The 18,977-nt window shown below is 49.0% G+C and carries 20 protein-coding genes, 1 pseudogene and 1 other annotated feature; of the genes and pseudogenes, 10 read left to right on the top strand and 11 right to left on the bottom strand.

Translation table 11 applies throughout. The annotated features are described in order from the left end of the window. The first annotated feature begins 10 nt into the window (after positions 1-10). A complete protein-coding gene (locus ACTRXI_RS00105) occupies positions 11-1,207 on the top strand; it encodes a nucleotidyltransferase (protein WP_474260366.1) in 1,197 nt (398 codons plus the stop codon). Here ACTRXI_RS00105 and ACTRXI_RS00100 read toward each other — a convergent pair. The 5 genes from ACTRXI_RS00100 to ACTRXI_RS00080 all read right to left on the bottom strand — a co-directional run bounded on the left by ACTRXI_RS00100 (position 1,204) and on the right by ACTRXI_RS00080 (position 4,956). After that, positions 1,204-2,265 (bottom strand): SepM family pheromone-processing serine protease, encoded by a 1,062-nt coding sequence (locus tag ACTRXI_RS00100; RefSeq protein WP_474260365.1) that lies wholly within the window; start codon positions 2,263-2,265, stop codon positions 1,204-1,206. The two genes, ACTRXI_RS00105 and ACTRXI_RS00100, sit on opposite strands and share 4 nt — an antisense overlap. 73 nt (positions 2,266-2,338) lie before the next feature. Next, positions 2,339-2,833 (bottom strand): pantetheine-phosphate adenylyltransferase, encoded by a 495-nt coding sequence (coaD, locus tag ACTRXI_RS00095; RefSeq protein ID WP_474260363.1) that lies wholly within the window; start codon positions 2,831-2,833, stop codon positions 2,339-2,341. Beyond that, a complete protein-coding gene (gene rsmD / locus ACTRXI_RS00090) occupies positions 2,823-3,395 on the bottom strand; it encodes a 16S rRNA (guanine(966)-N(2))-methyltransferase RsmD (RefSeq protein ID WP_474260360.1) in 573 nt (190 codons plus the stop codon). The genes coaD and rsmD overlap by 11 nt, the downstream gene beginning before the upstream one ends. A 15-nt stretch (positions 3,396-3,410) precedes the next feature. After that, positions 3,411-4,610 (bottom strand): MFS transporter, encoded by a 1,200-nt coding sequence (locus ACTRXI_RS00085; RefSeq protein ID WP_474260358.1) that lies wholly within the window; start codon positions 4,608-4,610, stop codon positions 3,411-3,413. A gap of 73 nt (positions 4,611-4,683) precedes the next feature. Further along, the gene (locus tag ACTRXI_RS00080; RefSeq protein WP_474260356.1) at positions 4,684-4,956 is read right to left on the bottom strand and encodes a YlbG family protein; all 273 of its coding nucleotides are present in this window, start codon (positions 4,954-4,956) and stop codon (positions 4,684-4,686) included. 81 nt (positions 4,957-5,037) lie between these two features. On the opposite strand from ACTRXI_RS00080, the gene ACTRXI_RS00075 reads away from it, so the two are divergent. Further along, on the top strand, positions 5,038-6,534 hold the full coding sequence (locus ACTRXI_RS00075) for a phytoene desaturase family protein (RefSeq protein WP_474260354.1): 1,497 nt from the start codon (positions 5,038-5,040) through the stop codon (positions 6,532-6,534). On the opposite strand, the gene ACTRXI_RS00070 is transcribed toward ACTRXI_RS00075, so the two are convergent. Further along, on the bottom strand, positions 6,535-7,305 hold the full coding sequence (locus tag ACTRXI_RS00070; RefSeq protein WP_474260352.1) for an SDR family NAD(P)-dependent oxidoreductase: 771 nt from the start codon (positions 7,303-7,305) through the stop codon (positions 6,535-6,537). Positions 7,306-7,387: 82 nt separating this feature from the next. Beyond that, positions 7,388-7,590, top strand: a binding site (T-box leader). Between the two features lie 53 nt (positions 7,591-7,643). On the opposite strand from ACTRXI_RS00070, the gene proB reads away from it, so the two are divergent. Genes proB through proC form a run of 3 tightly spaced genes read left to right on the top strand, consistent with a single transcriptional unit; the run spans position 7,644 to position 10,851 of the window. Further along, on the top strand, positions 7,644-8,759 hold the full coding sequence (gene proB / locus ACTRXI_RS00065) for a glutamate 5-kinase (protein ID WP_474260824.1): 1,116 nt from the start codon (positions 7,644-7,646) through the stop codon (positions 8,757-8,759). 2 nt (positions 8,760-8,761) lie between these two features. Then, positions 8,762-10,024 carry a glutamate-5-semialdehyde dehydrogenase gene (locus tag ACTRXI_RS00060; RefSeq protein WP_474260351.1) on the top strand — a complete coding sequence of 421 codons (1,263 nt, stop codon included), beginning with the start codon at positions 8,762-8,764 and terminating at the stop codon, positions 10,022-10,024. Then, positions 10,021-10,851 carry a pyrroline-5-carboxylate reductase gene (gene proC, locus ACTRXI_RS00055; RefSeq protein WP_474260349.1) on the top strand — a complete coding sequence of 277 codons (831 nt, stop codon included), beginning with the start codon at positions 10,021-10,023 and terminating at the stop codon, positions 10,849-10,851. The genes ACTRXI_RS00060 and proC overlap by 4 nt, the downstream gene beginning before the upstream one ends. A gap of 49 nt (positions 10,852-10,900) precedes the next feature. On the opposite strand, the gene ACTRXI_RS00050 is transcribed toward proC, so the two are convergent. Then, positions 10,901-11,890, bottom strand: coding sequence for an NAD(P)/FAD-dependent oxidoreductase (locus ACTRXI_RS00050; RefSeq protein ID WP_474260347.1), 990 nt, complete (start codon positions 11,888-11,890; stop codon positions 10,901-10,903). 90 nt (positions 11,891-11,980) lie between these two features. On the opposite strand from ACTRXI_RS00050, the gene ACTRXI_RS00045 reads away from it, so the two are divergent. Then, on the top strand, positions 11,981-12,790 hold the full coding sequence (locus ACTRXI_RS00045) for an ion transporter (protein ID WP_474260345.1): 810 nt from the start codon (positions 11,981-11,983) through the stop codon (positions 12,788-12,790). 47 nt (positions 12,791-12,837) lie between these two features. On the opposite strand, the gene ACTRXI_RS00040 is transcribed toward ACTRXI_RS00045, so the two are convergent. Continuing rightward, complete coding sequence (locus tag ACTRXI_RS00040) at positions 12,838-14,205, bottom strand: aspartate kinase (RefSeq protein ID WP_474260343.1); 1,368 nt, start codon at positions 14,203-14,205, stop codon at positions 12,838-12,840. A 401-nt stretch (positions 14,206-14,606) separates the two neighbouring features. On the opposite strand from ACTRXI_RS00040, the gene ACTRXI_RS00035 reads away from it, so the two are divergent. Further along, on the top strand, positions 14,607-14,915 hold the full coding sequence (locus ACTRXI_RS00035) for a MerR family transcriptional regulator (protein ID WP_022792668.1): 309 nt from the start codon (positions 14,607-14,609) through the stop codon (positions 14,913-14,915). Between the two features lie 205 nt (positions 14,916-15,120). Next, positions 15,121-15,567 (top strand): cyclic-di-AMP-binding protein CbpB, encoded by a 447-nt coding sequence (gene cbpB, locus ACTRXI_RS00030; RefSeq protein ID WP_474260341.1) that lies wholly within the window; start codon positions 15,121-15,123, stop codon positions 15,565-15,567. Between the two features lie 19 nt (positions 15,568-15,586). Here the strand turns inward: cbpB and ACTRXI_RS00025 are convergent, their stop codons facing one another. Both ACTRXI_RS00025 and ACTRXI_RS00020 read right to left on the bottom strand, forming a co-directional pair. Further along, entirely contained in the window at positions 15,587-16,042 is a 456-nt protein-coding gene (locus ACTRXI_RS00025) for an SRPBCC family protein (protein WP_474260339.1), read from the bottom strand. Between the two features lie 56 nt (positions 16,043-16,098). After that, positions 16,099-16,539 (bottom strand): YlbF/YmcA family competence regulator, encoded by a 441-nt coding sequence (locus tag ACTRXI_RS00020; RefSeq protein WP_474260337.1) that lies wholly within the window; start codon positions 16,537-16,539, stop codon positions 16,099-16,101. A 128-nt stretch (positions 16,540-16,667) separates the two neighbouring features. Here ACTRXI_RS00020 and ACTRXI_RS00015 point away from each other — a divergent pair, with 128 nt between their 5' ends. Next, positions 16,668-17,180 carry a PaaI family thioesterase gene (locus tag ACTRXI_RS00015; protein WP_474260335.1) on the top strand — a complete coding sequence of 171 codons (513 nt, stop codon included), beginning with the start codon at positions 16,668-16,670 and terminating at the stop codon, positions 17,178-17,180. 97 nt (positions 17,181-17,277) lie between these two features. Next, complete coding sequence (ytvI, locus tag ACTRXI_RS00010) at positions 17,278-18,342, top strand: sporulation integral membrane protein YtvI (RefSeq protein WP_474260333.1); 1,065 nt, start codon at positions 17,278-17,280, stop codon at positions 18,340-18,342. Positions 18,343-18,461: 119 nt separating this feature from the next. Here the strand turns inward: ytvI and ACTRXI_RS00005 are convergent. Beyond that, a pseudogene (locus ACTRXI_RS00005) lies at positions 18,462-18,977 on the bottom strand (transposase); the annotation flags it as partial.

Here is an 18,977-nt window from a genome sequence, read left to right as displayed (position 1 = left end):
CGGACTTATAATGAATGTTCTAGGAGTGGTTGTCGAATACAATCCTTTTCATAACGGTCACCTGTATCATCTCAAACAGGCTGCGGTCCAGAGTAAGGCCGATGTGATCGTATGTATTATGAGCGGCCCTTTTCTTCAAAGGGGCGAACCTGCTCTCGTCCCTAAAAGAGAACGGGCTGAAATGGCGATCTCGAGCGGGGCTGATCTTGTTATCGAGCTTCCTTATATGTTTGCCTGCCAGCATGCTGACATATTTGCTGCCGGGGCTGTTTCCATCTGCAGAGAGCTCGGTGTTACCGATTTAAACTTCGGCAGCGAGCACGGAGAATCCGCTCCATTTATAAAGCTTGTCGATTTTCTTTACGCGCACCGGGACCATTTTGATGAACGCGTCCGCTTTCATATTCAGGGAGGATGCAGCTATGCTAAAGCTAACGAACTGGCCTACAGAGACTTGGAGGCTCCGGGCTCCCTGCCGGACTTAAGCCAGCCAAACAATATTCTCGGCTTCCATTATACAAAAGCTGCAGCAAAGGCTTACCCGGAGCTCCGGATCGACACCATCAAACGAAAGGGCGCTTCCTATCACGACGTTTCTCCACAGGACTCGTCTATCGCAAGCGCCACCACCCTCCGGCAGATGCTTCAGCGCAGGGAGAACATCAGTTCGTTTATCCCCGAAGCCTCCAGGCGCATTCTTACCCGACTCCCACGCCTGCGGTTTTGGGAGGATTATTTTGCTGTTCTGCAGGCCAAGGTGGTAGCTGCCTCCGATACAGAGCTCGCTTCCCACTATGATATGTCAGAAGGTCTTCATAACCGCATGAAAAGGCTGATGAAAGAAGCAGCCACTTTCGAACAGTGGCTGCACCTCGTAAAAACAAAGCGTTATACTTTGACACGCCTTCAGCGTACCGCTGTGCATATATTAACCGGCCTGACAAAAGATGAAGCCTCTGCCGCCTCTGATGGCCGAAATGTTGATCACATCCGGGTTCTGGGCATGAACGAGCAGGGAAGATTCTATTTAAACCAGGCAAAAAAACATATATCCGTTCCTCTTTATACGAAAATGAGCAGTAAAAAAACGCCGCAGCTGGCCATCGGCGAACGGGCCGATAATGCTTATGCGCTTTTACTTCCGCCTGCTGAAAGACAGAAAGAATGGCGGAAGGATTACGACCTCCCGCCCCTGCTGCTTTTTTAAGGTTTGCTTTCAGCTACTTTCAAATCGTTTTTCAGGTAGTTTAAAGCTTCGTCGAGCGTCTCCACTGGTACGATTTCCATATCTGACCCAATATTCTCCGCCGTCTGTCTGGCAATTTCATAATTGGACGGCGAAGCCATGTCTGATGCGGGCGCAAAAAAGACATCTATATCTTCTTTATCCGCCGCAACAATTTTTTTATCTATTCCGCCAATCGGGCCGACACCACCCTGTTCATCAATAGTGCCGGTGCCAGCAATTTTCTCGCCGCCTGTAAGATCTTCTTCTGTGAGCTGATTGTATACTTCAAGTGCAAACATCAGACCCGCGGAAGGTCCTCCGATAGATCCTGCGTCGATTGTAACCTCCGGATCAAGCGAAACAGTTCTTTCCGTATAGGGGTACAGTATTCCAAGACCGGAGTTTTCCTCCTCCCCGGTTGAAGCCGGAAACGATTCCACTGCAACCTCCGCCTCCATCTGCTTATTATTACGCTGGAAAGTGATGGTTGCTTTTTCTCCTGTTTCCACATTTGCAATCTCACTGTTTAATTCCTCAAGCGTCTGGATATCTGTGCCATTGACCGCCTGGATCAGGTCGCCCTTCTCCAGCTTTTCTGCCGCATCCATTCCGTCGATAAAGTCCGAAGCCCTTACTCCCTGGTACTCTACACTGACAGTCTTCCCGGCCGCTTCATACGCTGCTATTTCTGCAGATTCCTGGGAGCTTTCCATTACCTGACGCTGGCGTTCAAAAAACTCCTCCTCACTTTCATCTTCAAATTGGTAGGAGGTTTTTGGAGAAAGCTCTCGGTAAGGAGAAAATACTGACCATAAAGCAAGTGCAGGTGTAGCACCCTGTTGAAAAACAGTCGTTAAATACATTTCGCCGGATTCCTCCGCCTCCTGCTCCACTTCGACCACCGGGGACAAACTGGCTGCCGAGCCTGGCTGTATATAATAGTACGGGAGAGGCACCTGGGTTAATATAAGCACCACAGCTGCTATGACAGCTGCAGTAATAATCCGCCGCATTTTCCTGCTTCCGGTGCGATACATGTTCTTCATCCTTTATAAACAATTATTATTCATCATACGAAGGATGGAAGGGGAATTGCAATGAATCGCACTTCTACCCACGGTTTTTCTTCTCAAACTGTTTTCTGAGCGCATCTTCCACGTGCGCAGGCACAAGCCCGGATACATCCGCTCCGTATTCCGCTACTTCTTTTACAATACTCGAGCTTAGATAAGAGTACTGGTGATTTGTCATCATAAAAAATGTCTCCACGCCGGGCTCGAGTTTTCTATTTATTGACGCTGCCTGCATTTCATATTCAAAATCAGACACCGCCCGGAGGCCTCTTACGATCGTATCAGCTTTTATTTCTTTCACATAATCCACTAAAAGTCCGTGAAAAGCATCTACTTCCACCCCTGGCATATGCTTGACTGATTCTTCTATCAGCTTCACCCGCTGGTCAATGGAAAAGAACGGTTCTTTTTTCCGGTTATGCAGTACTGCCACTACCACATGGTCAAATACATTGTACGCCCGTTCGATAATATCCAGATGGCCGTTGGTGACCGGGTCAAAGCTTCCTGGATAAATTGCTTTATTCGCCATTCTTAGCGCCTCCTGTCAGCTGCAATATTGTAAGCGTGGTATCACCATAATTTTTTTCTGCAAATACAGACAGACGTCCGTCAAACGCTGCCGATTTCGCCGTGGCATGCTCCCATATAAGCATGCCGTCTTCTTTTAGCATAGAGCAGTCCAGTACTTTTTTCACCAGCTGCTCTGCTTTTTCTTCTGCGTAAGGAGGATCAAAAAAAATCAAATCGAACTGCCGCCCCCGGGCCTCAAGACGATCCAGGGCTTTAGACGCTTCTGAACGGTAAACCTCTGTCCGGGCACCAAGCGCAAAAGCGTCAATATTGGCCCGGATGGTCCTGACCGCGTTCTGGGCTTTGTCAACAAAAACAGCTGAACTGCAGCCTCTGCTGAGCGCCTCAATTCCGAGGTTCCCGGTTCCGGCGAACAGATCAAGGACCGTTTCCTCCTCAGAAAAAAAGGGGCCCAGCTTATGAAACAATGCCTCTTTTACTTTATCTGACGTCGGCCTTGTGCCGGTTCCCGGCACAGCTTTCAGCCTTCGTCCTTTAAGTTCCCCTGCTATCACTCTCATACGTTTCGCCTCACTCTATGATTCTGTGCGCTGCGCCAGCTTTGGAATCACTTTTGTATACATGACAAAGACAGCAGCCCCCAGTATTGCAGCGCTGATTAAAAACAAACCGCGCATACCAAGAGCGGCGCTGATCAGTCCTCCTGCGGCTGGTCCAAGCATGTTTCCAAGAAACAAAAAGCTGTTGGAAAAGCCGTACGCCCTGCTTTCCATTCCCTTCGGGGACAGCTGGCGTATTAACGTATTAGCCGCCGGCAGAAGACCGCCGAGACACAAACCAACAAAAAAACGCGCAGCAATCAGCTGCCAAAGGTTTGTTACGAAGGCCTGCGGTATAGAAAGGAGCACTGCACCTATTAACGAACCGAACAGCACATATTGCGCCCCCTTCGTATCGCTGAGTTTACCAAGCTTTGGCGAAGCAAGCATGTTCGCCACCCCCAGGGAGGCCACAGCCAGACCAGCGTAAAAAGCATTTTCCTCTCTGCCGCTCAGCTCGCCAACAAACACGGAAATGAGCGGATTCACTCCGATCAGCGCGAACTGCACAAGAAAAATAACGGTATACAGAGGGATCATAGGCTGTACGCCTGCAATCCTTTTGAAATCATCACTCGTTTTCGTTTTCTCCGCCTGCTCCGGCTTCTCGAAATCTTCCTTCACTAAAAACAAAACGGCAACCGCGGCCACGGCGATGCCTAGTCCGGTAATGTTAAATATAGCCCGGAAGCCAAACGCGTCTGCAAGCAGGCCGCCGATCAGCGGACCGCAGATCGTTCCTGCCACCGTGCCCGACTGCAGCATACCGAGCGCACGCCCCACATATTCCTTCGGTGTGTTCGTGGACACGAGCGCGATCGAAGCCGGAATAAAACCGCTGATGGTCCCGTTCAGCATTCTCAGAAAAAACAAACTCCACGGACCGGTGGCAAATCCCATCAGTACCATTACGATTGCCATACCGAAGCCGGAACGAAGCACCATCAGCTTACGGCCCTGTCTGTCTGCAATTTTACCCCAGAGCGGGGCAAATAAAAAAGCCGTTAAAAAATTGACGCCAAAAATAACACCTGACCAGATACTTATCTGCCCAGGGTCTGTCACTCCAAGTTCCTGCAGATACAGCGGCAGGAATGGAACGATCATCGTCATGGCTGCCATTACGAAAAATTGGGCAGCCATTAATATATATAAATTTTTTCTCCATCTTACCATGAGAGAGGTCCCTTCTTTCTGCCTCCCTTATTATAAAACAGCGTTTCCCTTCGAACAATAAAAGGTGGCTTATTTATATTCCTATGCTGTCATCCTGCGGTTGGCTTTCTTTTTCGACCTTGTGGTATTCTAGCGGAATAAATGGTTTTTCCGAACGCTCCACCCTTTCCACAAAACCGAGATTTCCAATTTGGCTTATAGCCGTATCCACATTTTCCTGATCCACATATATTACCGCGTATTTCATTTGTTTGGAAACGTAGTGCACTAATCCGTACTTTCTCAGCTGTCTCGCCTGTTTGACAGATTTAATCCAAACGGCTATGCCAATTCTCGGCTGATGCATGAAAGCACATCCTTTCGCGTGATTTTCGTTAAGTCTAGCATGTCAGGAGAAAAAAGGGCAATGCTGTCTAGGAGGAGTAACATGAACCGACCATCTGTAATTGTTATCGGAGGAGGCTTCGGCGGGCTTACAACAGCCGCCCTGCTCGCCCGCCACCACTGTGACGTCACTTTGTTTGAAGCTTCCAATGAATGGGGCGGCTGCGCCGGCAAGTTCACACACAAGCCGCACCTTTTTCCTGTCGGTGCCACTCTCGGCCTCGGTCTGCAGCAGCCGGACGGGCTTCATCACCGGGTTTTCAGCCACCTCGGAGAGCCAATTCCAAAACATGAGAGCCTAGAGACCATTATGCAGGTTCACGCTCCTTATTTTACTCTGCCTCTTTACTCTTCCCGGGAAAAGCATATCGATACTCTCTGCAGGTTGTTCCCATCCTCGGCAGCCAGTATTCGCTCGTTATACCGCTATATTTTCCGGGTTGGGGAGGAGCTCCGGAAGCTGATCCACCATCTTCCGGTTCTTCCAATGCAAAAGCCCGCTGATTTCATTCGTTCTGTGCGGGCACTGCGGCCCGGAATCCTCGGTGCTGTCCGATGGCTCGCTGCCTCCACCGAGGATGTGCTGCGGCACTACCGTCTGCACGACACCGAAGTGCATCGGTATATCGACGGGCAGCTCCTGGACAGCCTGCAGACAAGCAGCCGCCACGCCCCTGCCCTGCTTGGACTGTACGCCCTCGATTTATACCATCAGGGCGCTTCCTATGTATACGGCGGATTGTACCGTATGGCCGAACAGTTAAAAGAAGCCGGCGAACGTCACGGGGCTTCTATGCAAAAACGCCGCCGCATTCAGGCTGTAGAAAGGAATGACGACGGCACATGGACGGTTATTGACCACCGGGAGCGAAAGACACGAGCCGATCATCTGGTGCTGAACATCCCTGTTCAGGCCGCTCTCCCGCTGTTTCAGCCCGAAGAGCGAAAACAGTTCACCAGGCGCTGGCAGACCAAATCCGAAACGCCGATCTGGAGTACTTTTTCCATGTACGGTGTCTGTAAGCCGTCAGAGCCCCCCGCAGCACTGTTTCACCAGCTGCTCTGGGATCAGAAGCTTCCCGGCATTTCAAGCCATTTATTTTATTCATTATCATCGCCGGATGATCGTCTCCGGGCCCCCGAAGGTGAGCGTACGTTTACCGTCTCTACTCACACACCGCCCGAATACTGGGAGGATTTGTCCTTGTATGACGAAAAAAAGTCAGCAGCTGCCCTGGCGCTAGTGGAAAAAATTCAGGAAGCAGGCCTGCCTGTCGAGCCGGAGCGGGTCCTGCCCGGAGCTCCGCACGCCTGGGAACGCTATATTAAACGGCCCCGCGGCATGGTTGGCGGCTTCCCGCAGACGAGGAAAAACACGTTTTTTCAGCCGTTGTCCCACCGGAGCCCGCTTGAAAACGTATGGTTCTGCGGAGATTCCGTGTTCCCGGGGGCCAGTACGATGGCCGTTACAATGAGTGGCATTCATGTATTTGAATCGATCAGCGGCCTATCCTTTGCCGCTCTGGAACGACAGCAGTAATCATTTGCGGTGAAACTGCCTGCGTCCAATTTTTTCTACTGCTGACGGCCATAGCTGGTACAGTGTACTGAGGACTTTCATCCACCGGGGCATAAACACCGTGCGCTTCGGCTTCTCCAGCAGCTTCACCAGCTGCCCGGCTACTTTTTCGGAGGATAGGGCTATCTGTTCAACCGAACGCTTATACTTCCCGCTCGGATCTGCGCGGTCATGAAAATCAGTTCTCACCGGCCCGGTATTTAATACCGAAACCCGCACCCCCGTTCCGGCCGTCTCCAGGCGCAGCGCTTCGGCGAATCCAAGCACAGCACGTTTGCTTGCGGCGTAAACGGTCGCTTTGGGTGTGCCTATAATCCCTGCGGTTGAGCCTGTGAAAACGATATGTCCGCCCGTCTGTTTTAATTCAGGAAGCAGCGCCTGAGTAATGGCGATGTTTCCTTTTACATTTGTATCTATCATCTGCTCCCAGTCCTTTATGCTCAGCTGCTCCAGTTCCCCAAACTTCCCTGTACCGGCGTTATTAATGAGGACGTCCGGGCTTCCATATATACCAGTGATTTTTTTCATTTCTTTTGCCGCGTTTTCTGTTACCCCAACATCCATCGTCCAGGCTGCAAACTTCCCGGGATACCCCTTCCACTCTTCTTCTGCTGCCTGCAGCTGCTCCGTGTTCCTTCCGATACCTATTACCGTCTCTCCGTTTTGCACGAGCTTTTCTGCCGTTTTTCTGCCAATACCGCTGCTTGCTCCTGTTAATATAATTGTTTTCAACTAATCTTCCTCCCAGACGTATTAAAACTTGACAAACTACCTGGCACTTTACATAATAGTAATCACAAATAAGCTGAATAGTACAAAAGCTGTGAAACGGAAATAGTAGGACAAAGCACCGACAGAGAGCATAGCCACGAGCTGAAAGCTATGCCGGAATTTGTTTTGCCTGAACCTGTCCGTGAGCTTCCTTTAGGACGCGGTCCTGCGTTAATGGACATGAGCGGAAAAGACGCAGTCTTTTCAACTAAAGGTGGTACCGCGGATAACTCTTTCGTCCTTTTACAGGCGAAGGGGTTTTTTATATGCAATCAGAACGAATAAGACAGGTGGTTCCAATGAAAAAAGAACGGGTCGTAGTTAAAATCGGGAGCAGCTCTTTAACGAATCAGCAGGGAAGCTTAAGCAGGGAAAAGCTGAAGCAGTATGCAGATGAAATCATCCGGCTGCGGCAGGCAGGAAACGAAGTTATTTTGATCAGCTCCGGGGCCGTAGCTGCCGGCTTTTACGACCTTGGCTATCCGTCCCGTCCGGTTACGACTGCCGGTAAACAGGCGGCCGCTGCTGTCGGGCAGAGCCAGCTGATGCAGGCGTATAACGAAGAATTCAGCAGAGTAAATATCGCTTGCGGCCAGCTGCTTTTGACCCGTGAAAATTTTGCCAATCACAGCCAGTACCAGAATGCTCACTCTACTATTACCGAGCTCCTTCACCGCCAGGTGCTTCCCATTATTAACGAAAATGACTCTATCGCTGTCGATGAACTTACGTTTGGGGATAATGACATGCTGTCAGCACTTGTAGCTGGACTTGTGCATGCAGATACACTGCTGATATTAACAGATATCAACGGCATTTACGATAAGAACCCAAACGAAGATCCAGAAGCCAAAAAATATCATTTCATCCCGTCCATCACGAGCGACCTAATGGATCAGGCCGGTGAATCCAGCTCCTCTGTCGGTACCGGTGGTATGAGGTCCAAGCTAAAAGCAGCCGGCACAGCCATCCGCCTCGGCACCCGGGTATTTGTCGGCAGACTCGGCAGCGGCCACCGACTCGAAGACGTCCTCAGCGGCAAAGGGGACGGCACCTATATAGGGGTGCCCGGCGGCGATGTAATAAACAATAAAAAACAGTGGATCGGCCTCCACTCTGTTACTGCCGGCGCCTTAACAGTTGACGATGGAGCGGCAAAAGCGCTGCTTCGCTCGGGAAAAAGCCTGCTCCCTGCCGGCATCGTCGATGTCCAGGGCCACTTTTCCCCCGGAAATGTGGTCGATGTGTATGACCAGAAGGACCAGCTGCTCGGACGGGGACAGGTGAACATGAGTGCCAAGGAGCTGCAGGCTGTTAAAGGAAAATCCTCGGCCGAAGCAGCCTCGTTTACATTAACGTCAAAATCAGAAGTCATCCACCGGGATAACTGGATTACTACTGTAAGGGAGAGATAAACATGGAACAAACACAAATCAGCACCCAGATGCGGATGCAGGGAGAAGCAGCTAAAAAAGCAGCGAAACGTGTGGCTGTCGCTTCTACCGAAGAAAAAAACAAGGCACTTGCACTTATCGCCGACGAACTTGAAACGAGAGAACCTTTTATTCTTGAAGCGAACGCCCAGGACCTTGAAGCAGGCAGAAAGAATGGGTTATCCCCCGCCCTCCTTGACCGTCTAACGCTTGATTCGGGACGCATCGCAGGTATGGCTGATGGCTGCCGGCAGATCGCCTCTCTTGAAGATCCTATCGGTGAAACCATTGAATCCTGGACCCGGCCGAACGGCCTGAAAATGGAAAGCATCCGGGTGCCGCTCGGCGTGATCGGCATGATTTACGAAGCCCGTCCAAATGTGACGGCTGACGCAGCCGCTCTTGCTTTAAAAACCGGCAACGGCGTTCTTTTACGCGGAAGCTCTTCCGCTTTTCAGTCAAACCAGGCGGTCATGGACGCTATATGGGAGGCTCTGGCAAAAACCTCCCTTCCGAAGGAAGCGGTGCAGCTTGCCTCCGACACGTCAAGAGAAGCTGCCACGACAATGTTTCAGATGAATGATTATCTGGATGTGCTGATTCCACGCGGAGGTGCTAATTTAATAAAAACTGTAGTGAATCAGTCCACCGTGCCAGTGCTTGAAACCGGCGTCGGCAACTGTCACATTTTTATTGATGAAACCGCCGAAGCCGACAAAGCGGTGCAGATTGCCGTTAACGCCAAAACGCAGCGCCCTTCTGTCTGCAATGCAGCTGAAACCATTCTTGTTCACCAGTCCTGGCTTAACGCCCACGGTGAATCACTGATGCATGCACTGCTTGCACATGGAGTGACTATCCGCGGGGACGACGGCGTGCAAAAGCTGCACGGCGATGTGGAGCCCGCCACTGATGAGGATTGGAATACCGAATACCTGGATATGATCGTTTCGGTGAAAACCGTACAGAATACGGAAGAAGCCATCGAGCATATCAATACGTTCACGACGTATCACTCTGAGGCAATTGTTACAGAATCCGCGGAAAATAAACGGAAGTTTTTCCAGCAGATTGATGCGGCTGCTCTTTATCATAACGCGTCCACCCGCTTCACCGACGGATTTGAATTCGGGTTCGGGGCAGAGATTGGAGTGAGCACCCAGAAGCTGCATGCCCGCGGCCCAATGGGACTGAAGGCAATCACCTCCTACAAATATTTAATTCACGGAGATGGGCAGATCAAATGATGACAAAAACAAACCTACAGCAGAAAACCATTGCATTTATCGGCTCCGGCTCGATGGCAGAAGCTATATTTTCAGGTCTTCTGCGCCATGAGCTGGTCAAACCGGCGAACGTGCTTGGAACAGTGAAATCGTCTGTGGATAAGCAGAAGCGATTGCAGGAGCAGTACGGCATCCAGGTCAAAACTGATAATAAAGAAGCTGTGAAAGCGGCGGACATCGTCGTTCTTGCCGTCAAACCAAAAGACGCCGAAGCGGTCGTCCAGTCATTTGCCGGCGAACTGACAAAGGATAAGCTCCTGATCAGCGTCCTGGCCGGTATTTCTTTAAGTGATCTTGAATCCTTCGTCGAACAGGAGGTACCGGTAGTCCGTTCGATGCCAAACACTTCCGCTCACGTCGGCGCGTCAACAACGGCTATATGTGCAGGCACCTATGCCACTGACGAGGACCTTGACCTTGCAGAATCGCTGTTCCAGGTAGTTGGGAGCGTGCACACGATTTCCGAGCAGGACATCGACGGTTTCACCGCGATTGCCGGAAGCGGCCCTGCCTATTTTTACTATTTTTTGGAAGCGATGGAGGCGATGGCGGCTGAATCCGGCTTTGAGCCTGAGGAAGCAAAAAATATTATCGCTCACACAATGGAAGGGGCGGCTTTTCGCTACCTCGATGCTGACAAAAAACCGCATGAACTGTATCAGGAAGTACTAAGTCCTAATGGAGTGACGGAAGCGGCTTTCACCCATCTTGAAAAGCACAGAGTCCAGAAGCATTTTTTAGAAGCCATGAAAGAGGCTTCGAAGCGATCCGGCTCCATTGGAGATTAATGAAAGAAATGAAAGAAAAGCAGGAACCGGGCTCCGGCTCCTGTTTTTTTTATTGCAGCAGCGAAATAATTTTCCCTGCTGCATCCTTTCCGCTTAAAACAGCTCCTTCCACTTTCCCTTCTCCAAACGCGTCTCCTGCAAATGCAAGTGGATACGGCGAATCATAGCTCCTTGAACGGTCCGGATACATATGTACCGGCTTCGCGTAACGCCATCGCTTCGGATGAATCTTCATTATTTTTTTGCGGTCCAAAAGCGGCCCGGCAATACGGGTCAGTTCTTCGGCAAAAACTTCATCGGTGTCGTCCCAGTGCTCCCTTGACCATTCACCTTCAGCGTGCACGGTTAGAACGCAGGAATCAGAAATGCCTTTCTGAAGATTACAGCCGACAAACTGAATTCTCGGGTCCCTGGTCTGGATGCCTCCCGGCGCCATAAGAGGACTCTCCCCGTCATATTCGATCATTACAGATAAACACGGATCATAGCGGACAGAAGAAAGATCCTCTTCCCACCTGCGCTCTCGGGGAACGTTTTGCAGCATATCCAGGGACTGCGGCACCGGGGAAGTTAAAAGTACCGCCCGCGCTTCCATTTGATTAGTATCTGCACGAAGTACCCAGCCTTCTTCCCCGGGCACGATTGTCGTAATTTTTGTTTCCTTTTCTATCGTTTTTCCCTTCCATAAATTTTTCATCAGCGGTGCCATCCCGGCCCGCCCAACATATCTCGGGTGACCGTCTCCCTGAAAATGCTGCTCCTGCTCAAGGTTTTCGAGCTGAATAAACCCGTTGCTCCAATTACGTATGTATCCCGCCGCTTCCCATTCTTTTACTGTCTCTTTCATCGACTGACTTCTGGCAGTGAAAAACTGAGCCCCGTGGTCCGCACGGCTGTTGTTCAATCTTCGTGTCGCCATTCTCCCGCCAAGCCCTCTGCTTTTTTCTGCAACCACAGTGCGCAGGCCGTGCTTTTCAAGCTCGCGGTTCGCGCTCCATCCGGCGAGGCCGGCACCAATAATAATGACATCCGGGTTCATATAATTCCTCCTTACACAGCTATTTCTTTTCTTCGTCCATTTTTTTCTGTACAATCAAAGCGGTTCACATCTTTTTAAAGGAGTCCACCTATGAGCGAGATATCTACCTTTACCCGTTTTCGGCAGCGTTTAGCTGTCATTTTGGATCAGCCGTTTTTCACTGCTGTTGTAACGACACTTATTTTATTTAATGCACTCCTCGTCGGGCTTGAAACCTCTGAAACCTTATACAGGCGTTACGAAAATACGTTTTCTGTGTTAAATTACATACTCCTCTGGCTTTTTACTATCGAGGTTATCATCCGGTTTTTAGGTGTTTTCCCCTCCTATCGTTTTTTCCGTTCTCCCTGGAACTGGTTTGATTTCTTCATTGTAGCAGCTGGTCACATTTTCGCTGGTTCAGCTTTTATTACCGTCCTACGGGTGCTCCGGGTCCTACGGGTGCTCCGGGCCATCACAGTTGTTCCTTCCCTGCGGCGGCTTGTGGACGCTCTGCTCCGCACCATCCCTTCGTTAGGGAATATTATGATTCTGATGAGCATCATTTTTTACGTCTATGCCGTAATTGGCACAATGCTTTATCGTGACACGGCCCCTGAGTATTTCGGGGACATTTTCCAGTCCTTACTGACACTCTTTCAGGTCGTAACCCTCGAGTCGTGGGCAAGTGCAGTCATGCGCCCAATCGCTGAAACGAATCCATTAAGCTGGATTTATTTTGTCTCCTTTGTGCTCGTCGGAACGTTTGTTGTGTTTAACCTGTTTGTCGGCGTCATTGTAAGCAACGTTGAAAAAGCGGAAGCCGAAGAAAGCGAAGACAAGCTGCAGAAGCAGCTCGATCACATGGAGAACGAACTGAGCGATATTAAACAGCTTCTAAAAGAAAAACAAAAGGATTAGTTTTTTATGTACAAAAGAGGGCAGCCCCGTGGCCGCCCTCTTTATTTTTACTGCAGTATTTCTTTCGTGCTGAAAAATTCTTCATATAAACCGCGGATGGCTTCATCAACATGCCCTTCAGCAATCCCGAAACTGAGTGACACTTCAGATGAACCCTGGTTGATCATTTCAATGTTAATGCCTTTTTCGGAGAATGCCCGGGTCGCGCGGGCAGCTACACCCACCGTCTCATGCATGCCTTCGCCTACGAGCATAATCATCGCGTATCCTTTTTCAATGTAAGCGTCGTCTGCATCGAGTTCATTCATGATCCGCTCAATGATACGCTCTTCTTTTTCTTTGGACATCTGGCCTTCTTCGATAATGATGGACGTGTCGTCGATCCCTGACGGCATGTGCTCATACGAAACTCCTTCGTCTTCAATAATCGCAAGCAGCCGGCGGCCAAAACCTACTTCTCTGTTCATTAAGTATTTGCGCACGTAGATAGTTTCGAATCCTTTATCTGCCGCAATGCCGATAATTGGATTCAATGAATATTCCCGTTCCGAAATGATCATCGTCCCGCTTCCCTGCGGATTATTTGTGTTTTTCACGCAGACCGGAATCTTTTTGCGAAAAGCCGGAATGAGTGCCTCATCATGAAAAACAGCGAATCCTGCATAGGAAAGCTCCCGCATTTCACGGTAGGTCATCCGCTTGATCGCGCAAGGACTGTCCACCACTGTCGGGTTGGCCGCAAATACCGAGTCCACATCTGTGAAGTTTTCGTAAAGATCAGCCTGGACTCCCGCAGCCAGAATGGAGCCGGTAATATCCGACCCTCCACGGGAAAAGGTGACGAGATCCCCTTCTTTCGAATAGCCGAAGAACCCTGGAAATACTACTACTCCTTCGCGCTCGCGCAGCTTATAAATGTGGTCGTAGGACTCGTTCAGCACCTGGGCATTTCCGGGGGTGTCGCTTACAAACAGGCCGGCATCGTTTGGATTAACATACTCGGCCACAGTGCCGATGCTTTGAAGATACCTTGCCACTACCTTAGCGTTATTATCTTCGCCGCCGGCTTTCATCTGGTCAACGAAACGTCCTTCGTTACTTTTGCTGAACTGAATCCGGGCCTCAATATCACTTTCAATAGTTGCGATAATGTCGTCTGATAGGTTCAATTCGGCTGTAATACTACGGAAGCGTTCCAGTACTCTGTTTTTGGCCTCTTCCACCCCGGAATTCTCCAGGCAGGCTTCGGCGAGGGCGATTAATAAATCTGTTACTTTCGTATCTTCACCGCTTCTTTTGCCGGGCGCAGATACTACTACCACCCTGCGGTCTTCATCCGTCGCTACAATATCCGCCACCTTTTTTATTTGTTCTGCACTTGCTAGAGAACTTCCGCCAAATTTAGCTACTTTCATTTTCCTGTCACTCCTGTCATTATTTCCAGTCTTTGTATAAATATCATTCGTGTATATTTCCTGCTTTGTTATTATGATGTGAATTGTTCAAAAATTTCACAATTAATAGATTATCACATGTTTTATCCGTCAACAATCAGTAATATACATGGTTAAAGCCCGTTTGACCCGATTCTTATGTGAAAGAACCCGTGGTCCGTTGCATACGCGTAATCCATAGCAATTACTTTCAATTGGTAGCCTATAGTCATTTATCTATTAATTCCCCCCTTTTCGCAGGTTTAAGCATTGATTTCACATTTTCATTTCTCTGTTATGTGAGGTAATCTAACAAACAACCATACATAAAAAAGTTATTGTGGTATATTAGCTTACAAAAGAGATGAAAAGGGGAGCAAACTATGTCGTCATACAAAGATAAAAAAGTAATTACGATTGGAGTTATGAGCGAATTAACCGGACTTTCCGAAAGAAAAATTCGCTACTATGAAGAACGTAAATTGATTTACCCTGACCGCACTTCCGGCGGGACCAGGAAATATTCTTTTTTGGATGTAGAACGGCTCCTCGATATTGCAGAAAAAATGGAAGACGGTATGCAGACATTTGAAATCCGCCGCATGGAACAAAAGAAAATGAAAAACAAAGAATTGCGGGAAAGAATGCTGCGCGGCCAGCTGAACGCAGCCTTCAATATGCGAAAAGGCTGATTCCATTTCATTCCAAAAGACAGCTGTTGAGTCGATTTGAACCAACAGCTGTCTTTGGTCTGCCTAAAAGCGCCTAGATTACCATTAATTGCGTTTTTTGGAACTTGACGAAACCTTGAAATCCTTTTATTATTCAACATGTCTTTATATCTCTGTGTTGTAGTTATCGTTCTTTTGCTTTATGAGAAATCAATGAAAGTATGTGATGACAGTGCTTCATGAGTTAAAAAACACAAATATTATGGATCAGGAAATAGCTGAGCTGATCATCGGCCACGAAAAAGTAGCCCATGTACAGGCAGTCAATCCCCTCGACCATGCGCTTTTGATACTAATTAAATCCGGTTACACTGCGGTCCCGGTGTTAGATACACATTACCGTGTACAGGGCCAGATCAGCAAGGCCCAGGTACTTGATACGATCCTCGGCACAGAACGCATCGAAATGGATAAGCTCCATGAGCATACTGTGGAAACGGTCATGTCGGAAAAAGTCCCGAAAATGAACGTAGATGATAACTTTGGGAAGGCATTGACGCTTTCTATCAATCATCCATTTGTATGTATTGAAGATGATGAAGGTGCCTTTGTTGGTCTCATTACACGGCGGGCTATTCTCGTTATGGTCCACCGCGAATTTCAGTCTGATTAAAGAAAGCTCCGCTTTTTGATTAAAAAGCGGAGCTTCCTTTATTTTCCGTACTAAACTGTTTTACTACAAAGGCTTTGCGGCTTTTAAACATTCCTCCTAAAAAGCACTTCACCATCCATGCCGGCACCACTGACTCAAATTCGATGTAATCATGAACTCCCGTAAGCGGCCCAAGCTCCTGGAAAGTATGAGTATGCTTCCATGCCGTAAACGGAAAAGGCAGCTTTTTCCCTTCATCCTGAAACGAGCTCGGCTCATCCACGTAAGTAATAACCGAATCCCATACCGTTTTCCATAGACCAAAATAAAGGTACAGCCGGATCTCCGCCCCCGCTTCAGTTTTGCCGGAGGTCTCCACCTCGACTTCGGGAAACTGCGTCATCTCTTCAAGCTGCACCGGGTCCTGAAAGTAATTCCAGACTTCTTGTCTGGACGCAGGCACTACCGTCTGCGCTTCAAACACACCTTTAAACATAGTAAAAACCTCCTCTTTAAAGGAGGTATACCCTAAAAGAGGAGGTTTTATGTTTATCAGGAGCAGCCGCAGCCTCCGCCGGTCGAACAGCCGCCTGACTGGTTATCATAAAACGGATTGCCTGTCGGCACTTTGATGGAAGATGATACGGATTCCGCCACCAGAGTGGATATTTCTGTCAGTAAATTGTCAAGCGCTTTTTCTGCCTGACGGTACCGGATGACTGTTTCATGCATATCCATTTCCCGCTTTACGACTCTCACCTGCTTGGCGGTTGTCTTATAGTCCGGGTGGTACGCCCCAAAGCGCTGTACTTCCTCGTACTGATCCTTCCAGCTTAAAAAATTATTAATTTTTTCCTGGGCCTCCGGATCTTCCTTCATCGCTTTTTTGGCTTCCTTATATTCGATATATATATCAGACTCTACAACCATGTATCCTAACTGTTCCGATTGCTCGAGTATATCTACAGACGTCGATGCTTCTATTACAGACATACATTCACCTCCGCTTTTATTTTATCACGGATCCCCTCATTCTATGAAGAACGAATCATCATATTTGTTCGCTTTTTATCTTATTGCTACAATATAAAAAGAAGTGCACTACGGAGAGGATGACAAACATGACGGAAAAACATTCACCCCAGCTGACAGAACAGGAAATGCTTGAAAGCATTCTGGCAGATGGCTCCCCGGAAGCGAAAGAGCTGACCAGGCATTATCTTAAACTGCTGCACGACTGGGATACTTCAGACGCCAGAAGCGGCGTAGAACACTTAATGCATACGTCCACCTACTGGGAGGATGAAGAAACGCTCTGCGCCCAGGTTCCCGTTCATTCCGGCCTGCACAATACTCACGGTATCGTTCACGGCGGCGTACTGACGACAATCATGGATAATTCCATGGGCGTGCTTCTTTCAGAGCTCTCTCCTGTTCCAGGCGATATTTTAACGATCGATATTCACGTACAATTTATTTCAGCCGGTACCGGCAGAAAGCTCACCTGTAAAGCGTCTCCAGTCACCGTCGGCCGCCGGATCTCCTATGCCGAAGCCGCAGTTTATGATGAAGAAAACCGCCTTATTGCAAAAGCAGATGGAACCTTTTATCTAAAACAGGCTGCCCGCTCCTGACCCAGTGTCCATTAATTTATTACTACTATCCGTTTAAATACATTATAATGAATAAAGCACGTACATACTGCTTCATTTTGACGAAAGGAGTTTCCCTGTGACCGCCCTGCTGACAAAAAAAAATATTTTCCGGTTTATCGGCATCGTTCTTGCCCTTGTCGCTCTTTACTTTATTCTGCCAGTCTCAGGTCCTATTATTCTTGCGTGGCTGACAGCCCTGGCCCTCTCTCCGGCTGTGCGACTCGCTATGCGTTCTCTTAAGATTAAGCGGCCGTTTTCAGTTATGATCGTTTTCTCGGCTTTTCTTTTACTGTTGATTCTACTCGGCTATTTGTTGATTACGCAGGTGATTACCCAGCTGGTGGCTTTCTCCAAAAATCTCCCTACATATATCAGCAACCTTGTGGACACCGTGGAAAATATTCAAACCGGCCTGAATAACCGCTATGAGCAGTGGAATCTGCCGCAGGACACCATCGACCAGATCAACAGCCGGATTGCCGAAATGCTTACCGGGCTTCAGGAAAATATCGCAAGCGACGATCTGCTGAACCAGGCGACGGCGGTTATCGCTTCTATTCCCGGCTATTTAATTATGTTTTTAGTTTATTTGATTGCCCTGTATTTATTTATGATCGATCTCCCAAGACTGAAGGATAAATTCTATTCCTTTTTAAAGCCCGAAACTGGTGAAAAATTTCAATTCATGACCAGCCGGCTTGCTGAAGTGATTCTCGGCTTCTTCAAAGCCCAATTTTTAGTCAGCTTAATTATACTGGCCGTTACGTTTATCGGATTGATGATTTTTACCCCGGAAGTGGCGATTGTGATGAGTTTGATTATTTGGGCCGTTGACTTCATTCCAATTATTGGCTCGATCGCCATTCTCGCCCCGTGGTCTATCTATATGTATATCAGCGGCGACCTTGTCCTTGGAACACAGCTGCTGGCGCTTGGTATTATTCTACTCATCATCCGCCGTACTGTCGAACCAAAAGTAATGGGGCACCATATTGGACTCTCCCCGCTTGCCACGTTAATCAGCCTGTATCTCGGGCTTACTCTTCTTGGCGTCGTAGGCTTTATCGTTGGTCCGCTTACGGTTATTGCTTTTACTTCTGCACGGGAAGCAGGGCTCATTAAATTAAATTTCAGAGTATAAAAAAGGAAAGCCGCCGGGGCTTTCCTTCAGATTGTAGACAAAGGCCTCCGAAAATGAATTTCGGAGGCCTTTGTTTGTGCCATTGAGGGAGAAAGAAGCCTCCAACGGCCGGCGCACGTCTGTCGCCACCGCCAGGTGGCGAGTTTTTTGAGGTTCATCACCGCATAAACAAGCATCGCCTGCGCGGTGTTTCGTGCCCCTCCGGCGAGGAGCGTCCAGCGCAAGCCATGCTTTTGTTTGAGATCTGCAAAAATCCGTTCGATGGTTTCTTTTCGTTCCGCGTAGGTCCTCCGATTCCACGGGGTGTGCCGAAGGTGTTCGGCTTCGTCCAGATCCTCCTGCCAGACGTGGCGGAGGATCACCTTCCGGTGATCCCGGCTTTGGGTACAGATCTCGAGCAGCGGGCAGGACTGACAAAAGACGGGATCCGAGACATACTCCTGATAACCGTCCCGATTCGTGGTGCGGTAGCGCAGGGCCTGATGCTCGGGACAGAGATACGCGTCCAGATAGGCATCATACACAAAGTCCTGTTTGCGCAAGCGTCCCGGCGGGCCCTTGGGACGGGTATAAGGCATGACCGGGCGGATGCCCTGCTCGCGAAGCCAATGAGCAATCGCCGGGGTTTTATATCC

Source organism: Marinococcus sp. LNHM4E3-1 (assembly GCF_056034405.1).
This window is presented reverse-complemented; position numbering and strand designations above follow the sequence as displayed.

Bases quoted from the DNA above. Each gene is read 5' to 3' on its own strand.
- coaD (WP_474260363.1), bottom strand. From the start codon at position 2,833: ATGGCGAATAAAGCAATTTATCCAGGAAGCTTTGACCCGGTCACCAAC.
- rsmD (WP_474260360.1), bottom strand. From the start codon at position 3,395: ATGAGAGTGATAGCAGGGGAACTTAAAGGACGAAGGCTGAAAGCTGTG.
- ACTRXI_RS00025 (WP_474260339.1), bottom strand. From the start codon at position 16,042: ATGTTTAAAGGTGTGTTTGAAGCGCAGACGGTAGTGCCTGCGTCCAGA.
- ACTRXI_RS00050 (WP_474260347.1), bottom strand. From the start codon at position 11,890: ATGAACCCGGATGTCATTATTATTGGTGCCGGCCTCGCCGGATGGAGC.
- proC (WP_474260349.1), top strand. From the start codon at position 10,021: ATGATGACAAAAACAAACCTACAGCAGAAAACCATTGCATTTATCGGC.
- proB (WP_474260824.1), top strand. From the start codon at position 7,644: ATGAAAAAAGAACGGGTCGTAGTTAAAATCGGGAGCAGCTCTTTAACG.
- ACTRXI_RS00040 (WP_474260343.1), bottom strand. From the start codon at position 14,205: ATGAAAGTAGCTAAATTTGGCGGAAGTTCTCTAGCAAGTGCAGAACAA.
- ACTRXI_RS00015 (WP_474260335.1), top strand. From the start codon at position 16,668: ATGACGGAAAAACATTCACCCCAGCTGACAGAACAGGAAATGCTTGAA.
- ACTRXI_RS00020 (WP_474260337.1), bottom strand. From the start codon at position 16,539: ATGTCTGTAATAGAAGCATCGACGTCTGTAGATATACTCGAGCAATCG.
- cbpB (WP_474260341.1), top strand. From the start codon at position 15,121: ATGACAGTGCTTCATGAGTTAAAAAACACAAATATTATGGATCAGGAA.
- ACTRXI_RS00105 (WP_474260366.1), top strand. From the start codon at position 11: ATGAATGTTCTAGGAGTGGTTGTCGAATACAATCCTTTTCATAACGGT.
- ACTRXI_RS00045 (WP_474260345.1), top strand. From the start codon at position 11,981: ATGAGCGAGATATCTACCTTTACCCGTTTTCGGCAGCGTTTAGCTGTC.
- ACTRXI_RS00035 (WP_022792668.1), top strand. From the start codon at position 14,607: ATGTCGTCATACAAAGATAAAAAAGTAATTACGATTGGAGTTATGAGC.
- ACTRXI_RS00085 (WP_474260358.1), bottom strand. From the start codon at position 4,610: ATGGTAAGATGGAGAAAAAATTTATATATATTAATGGCTGCCCAATTT.
- ACTRXI_RS00080 (WP_474260356.1), bottom strand. From the start codon at position 4,956: ATGCATCAGCCGAGAATTGGCATAGCCGTTTGGATTAAATCTGTCAAA.
- ACTRXI_RS00060 (WP_474260351.1), top strand. From the start codon at position 8,762: ATGGAACAAACACAAATCAGCACCCAGATGCGGATGCAGGGAGAAGCA.
- ACTRXI_RS00075 (WP_474260354.1), top strand. From the start codon at position 5,038: ATGAACCGACCATCTGTAATTGTTATCGGAGGAGGCTTCGGCGGGCTT.
- ACTRXI_RS00100 (WP_474260365.1), bottom strand. From the start codon at position 2,265: ATGTATCGCACCGGAAGCAGGAAAATGCGGCGGATTATTACTGCAGCT.